The sequence below is a fragment of the Glaciibacter kafniensis genome (assembly GCF_039538945.1).
GTDB classification, from domain to species: domain Bacteria; phylum Actinomycetota; class Actinomycetes; order Actinomycetales; family Microbacteriaceae; genus Cryobacterium; species Cryobacterium kafniensis.
Genome location: NZ_BAABCN010000023.1, coordinates 1 through 1,207, shown reverse-complemented (window position 1 = coordinate 1,207; position 1,207 = coordinate 1). Strand labels below are relative to the sequence as shown.

The following is a 1,207-nucleotide window of genomic DNA, read 5'->3' as shown; positions in this document are numbered from 1 at the left end:
ATTTCAAATTTCTAAGAGCAAACGGTGAATGCCTTGGCATGTAGAGCCGAAGAAGGACGTAGTAATCTGCGATAAGCCTCGGGGAGTTGATAAACGAACTTTGATCCGAGGATGTCCGAATGGGGAAACCCCGCCAGGCCCGCAAGGTGACCTGGTGACTCCCGCCTGAATATATAGGGCGGGTAGAGGGAACGTGGGGAAGTGAAACATCTCAGTACCCACAGGAAGAGAAAACAACAGTGATTCCGTTAGTAGTGGCGAGCGAACCCGGATGAGGCTAAACCGATCATGTGTGATAGCCGGCAGGCGTTGCATGGTCGGGGTTGCGGGACTTTTCTGCTGATTCTGCCGAACAGTGAGCGTTACAACGTTGTATAGACGAACAGGATTGAAAGCCTGGTCATAGAGGGTGCGAACCCCGTAGTCGAAATGCAGCAATGGCGCGAAGAGTATCCCAAGTAGCACGGGGCCCGAGAAATCCCGTGTGAATCTGTCAGGACCACCTGATAAGCCTAAATACTCCTACATGACCGATAGTGAACAAGTACCGTGAGGGAAAGGTGAAAAGTACCCCGGGAGGGGAGTGAAATAGTACCTGAAACCGTTTGCTTACAAACCGTTGGAGCAGCCTTGTAGCTGTGACAGCGTGCCTTTTGAAGAATGAGCCTGCGAGTTAGTGATATGTGGCGAGCTTAACCCGAGAGGGGAATGCGTAGCGAAAGCGAGTCTGAATAGGGCGATTCAGTCGCATGTCCTAGACCCGAAGCGAAGTGATCTATCCATGGCCAGGTTGAAGCGACGGTAAGACGTCGTGGAGGACCGAACCCACTTCAGTTGAAAATGGAGGGGATGAGCTGTGGATAGGGGTGAAAGGCCAATCAAACTTCGTGATAGCTGGTTCTCTCCGAAATGCATTTAGGTGCAGCGTTGCGTGTTTCTTGCCGGAGGTAGAGCTACTGGATAGCCGATGGGCCCTAAAAGGTTACTGACGTTAGCCAAACTCCGAATGCCGGTAAGTGAGAGCGCAGCAGTGAGACGGTGGGGGATAAGCTTCATCGTCGAGAGGGAAACAACCCAGACCACCATCTAAGGTCCCAAAGCGCGTGCTAAGTGGGAAAGGATGTGGAGTTGCACAGACAACCAGGAGGTTGGCTTAGAAGCAGCCACCCTTGAAAGAGTGCGTAATAGCTCACTGGTCAAGTGATTC

General features: G+C 52.0%; 1 rRNA gene. It reads left to right on the top strand.

The features are described from left to right. Position 1: 1 nt before the first annotated feature. Positions 2 to 1,207 (top strand): 23S ribosomal RNA (locus ABD791_RS21210); the annotation flags it as partial.